Genomic DNA, 3216 nt, shown 5'->3' with positions numbered 1-3216 from the left:
GGGCCGCGGGGGTCGCGGCGAACCCGAGACTGCCGATGATCATGCACGCGGCGCCCGCGACCAGCCCGGTGCCCGGCCACGGCAGCGCGACCAGCACTCCGGCCAGCCCCGGGCCGAGGATGAAGAACACCTCCATGCTGATCGCCTCGTACGAGTAGGCGGCGTCCCGCACCGCGCCCGCGGGCAGCAACCGCGTCCACAGCGCCCGCGAAGCCGGCGCCACCGTCGGCTGGCTGAGCCCGAGCGCGAACCCAAGCGTCGTCAGCACGGCCACCGGAGCGCCCAGCTCGATCGCCGCGATCTCCGCGCTGACCAGCAACGCCAGCACCAGCGACATCACCGCCATCGGGCGGCTCGGGCCGATCCGGTCGATGATCCGGCTCTGCACCACCGAACCGCAGGCGACGCCGATCAGCTCGCCCGCCGAAACGAGTCCTGCGGCCGCGAAGCTGCCGGTCTCGCGCTGCACGTACAGCATCAGCGCCAGCCCGATCATCGCGATGGGCAGCCGTCCCAGCAGGGACGTCAACACGGGAGCGGTGGCGCGCGGCGTGCTCAGCGCGGCGCGGTAGTCGGCCAGGGACACCGAGTGGGACATGCGTACCATTATTGGTCATGCTGGTACGTGAGTACCAGTCATTTTCGCCGTGCTCCCGCACACCCTCCGAGGTCAGGACGTTGTGCCCGGTGCTCGCCCGTAATCCCGGGGCACACTCGTGCAAGCAGGACAGCGGGAAAAGCCGAAAAATCTGCTGGGACCGTGCAACGTCTCGCGCCGCTGCAACGTCCTAGAGAGTGAAGGGCCTTGAAACCGGCGCTGGGCGACGCCCATCGTTGAGCCCGGGCAGGCGCCCGGTGCACGAGCCCGCACGGCGGGTAACTGCCACAAGAGCACAGACCACCTCCGATGCCGGGTTCGGGGCCGACACTTCGGAGGTTCGGGGAAAGCGTGGTTGGTCGGGGGACGAGCCGCGCAGCGAAGAGACCGGAGCGTCGCGTCGGGGGCGACGCCCGGTCTCTTCGCATGTTCGGCCCCAACACCGCGCCTGCGAGCCGGTGTCAGGCAACCTGCCCCGTACAGTCGGCGACCGTACTCCGGGACGAAGATGTCGTCGGCCCACCAGCGCACACGAAAACGCGCGCCGACTGAGGGGTCCGAATACCAGCGAACCCGTCAGGCGGCGCGCGTTGTGCCGCGGAGGTCAGCGGGCGCGGCGCGCCAGCCGTTCCGGATCGAGGATGAGCACGCTCTTGCCCTCCAGCCGCAGCCAGCCGCGGTGCGCGAAGTCCGCCAGCGCCTTGTTCACGGTCTCCCGCGAAGCCCCGACGTACTGCGCGATCTCCTCCTGCGTGAGGTCGTGCGTGACCCGCAGCAGCCCGGCTTCCTGGCTGCCGAAGCGCTGCGCGAGCTGCAGCAGCGCCTTGGCGACCCGGCCCGGCACGTCGGTGAAGATCAGGTCGGCCAGCATGCCGTTGGTCCGGCGCAGTCTGCGCGCGATGACGCGCAGCAGCTGCTCGGCGATCTCGGGCCGGGTGCCGATCCACTGGCGCAGCGCGCCGCGGTCCATCGTCAGCGCGCGGACCTCGGTCACCGTCGTGGCGGTGGAAGTCCGCGGACCCGGGTCGAAGATGGACAGCTCGCCGAACATGTCCGACGGCCCCATGATCGCCAGCAGGTTCTCCCGCCCGTCCGGCGACTTGCGGCCGAGCTTCACCTTGCCGGATTGAATGATGTAGAGCCGATCACCCGGCTCGCCCTCGGCGAAGATCACGTGTCCGCGCGGGAACTCCGACGGTTCCAGCGACTGGGTCAATGCCTCCGCAGCGGCCGGTTCCACTCCCTGGAAAATGCCGGCCCTGGATAGGGTCTCGTCCACCTCGTCCCTCCATGCTGAGACGCGGCGGCTTGTTCGTCGCGGCCCCGCGTCCCGTTGCGGTCACCGGCCTTGCCGCCGATCACTACCCGTCAAGTCTAAGACCGGTCACGGGAACGGCGAGTCCGCAGTCTGCCTGCGCGTCCCACCCTGCGTAGCTGGAACAGCTCCAGCGCACGTCCAATTCCCTGCCGGAACAGCGCCCGCACCTCGTCCGGCCGGGCGTTCTCCAGCAGCTCTTCGACCTCGTTCTCCTGCACCGCGACGTGCCGCAGTCTCGCCTCCACGCGCTCCATGAACAGCGTGAAGAACATGATCACTAGCGGTACGACGACAACGAACCAGGCAGTCATGATGCTCCGAATCCTCGCTCATGCCTTCGAGCCAGGTGCAACCGGGGGTGGGTCACCGCCGCTCGGGGCCGGACCGGGGTGTCGACCGGGTCCGTACCCTGGTGGAGTGCCGGAGCCAGCTCAAGACCGCTCGAACGCGGCGGCCACCGCAGCGCGGGGCCGGGGTCGATCTTCCCCAGCGCAGCCGACCGGGTCCGGTGCCACGTCGCCGAACGGCCGGGACGGCGCCCGCAAGGCACCGGCCCGGCGCAGGTCACGGGCCGCGGAGACGCGAACCGGCCTGGTCCGGCGCGCCCGCAGGATGCTGCGCGCGCTGGCCGAGGCCTATCCGGAGGCGCACTGCGAGCTGGACTTCGAGACGCCGCTGGAACTGGCGGTGGCGACCGTGCTGTCCGCCCAGTGCACCGACAAGCGGGTCAACGAGGTCACGCCCGCGCTGTTCGCGCGCTACCGCACGGCCGCCGACTACGCGGGAGCCGAGCGCGCCGAGCTGGAGGAGATGATCCGCTCCACCGGCTTCTACCGGAACAAGGCGAACTCGCTGATGGGCATGGGTGCCGCGCTCGTCGAACGGCACGACGGGCAGCTGCCCGCGCGGCTGGAGGACCTGGTCAAGCTGCCGGGCATCGGCCGCAAGACCGCCAACGTCATCCTCGGCAACGCCTTCGACGTCCCCGGCATCACGGTGGACACGCACTTCGGCCGGCTGGTGCGGCGCTGGCAGTGGACCGCGGAGGAGGACCCGGTCAAGGTCGAGCACGCGGTCGGCGAGCTCATTCCGCGCAAGGAATGGACGATGCTCTCGCACTACGTGATCTTCCACGGCCGCCGCGTGTGCCACTCGCGCAAACCGGCCTGCGGCGTCTGCCTGCTGGCCAAGGACTGCCCCTCCTACGGCGCCGGCCCCACCGTCCCCGAGGAAGCGGCCAAGCTGGTCCGCGGTCCGGAAGCCCGGCGGCTGCTGCAGCTGGCCGGCATCGCCGAGGAAG

General features: G+C 70.4%; 4 protein-coding genes. 1 reads left to right on the top strand and 3 read right to left on the bottom strand.

Annotated elements, in window-relative coordinates; translation table 11 throughout:
* The 3 genes from IJH84_RS24025 to IJH84_RS24015 all read right to left on the bottom strand — a co-directional run.
* Positions 1-598, bottom strand: a 598-nt coding sequence (locus IJH84_RS24025) for an MFS transporter (protein WP_295149351.1), incomplete at its 3' end; no start/stop codon positions are given.
* 604 nt (positions 599-1202) lie between these two features.
* Positions 1203-1877, bottom strand: coding sequence for a Crp/Fnr family transcriptional regulator (locus IJH84_RS24020; protein WP_200068242.1), 675 nt, complete (start codon positions 1875-1877; stop codon positions 1203-1205).
* Between the two features lie 95 nt (positions 1878-1972).
* On the bottom strand, positions 1973-2227 hold the full coding sequence (locus IJH84_RS24015) for a hypothetical protein (protein ID WP_200068243.1): 255 nt from the start codon (positions 2225-2227) through the stop codon (positions 1973-1975).
* A gap of 301 nt (positions 2228-2528) precedes the next feature.
* Between IJH84_RS24015 and nth the strand changes: the two genes are divergently transcribed.
* The coding region (gene nth, locus IJH84_RS24010; protein WP_295149354.1) for an endonuclease III at positions 2529-3216 on the top strand (688 nt) is incomplete at its 3' end.

The organism is Saccharopolyspora sp., from assembly GCF_017434145.1.
Taxonomy (GTDB): Bacteria; Actinomycetota; Actinomycetes; order Mycobacteriales; family Pseudonocardiaceae; genus Saccharopolyspora_C; species Saccharopolyspora_C galaxeae.
The sequence above is the reverse complement of the archived record's forward strand: the minus strand, read 5'-3'. Positions and strand labels throughout refer to the sequence as shown.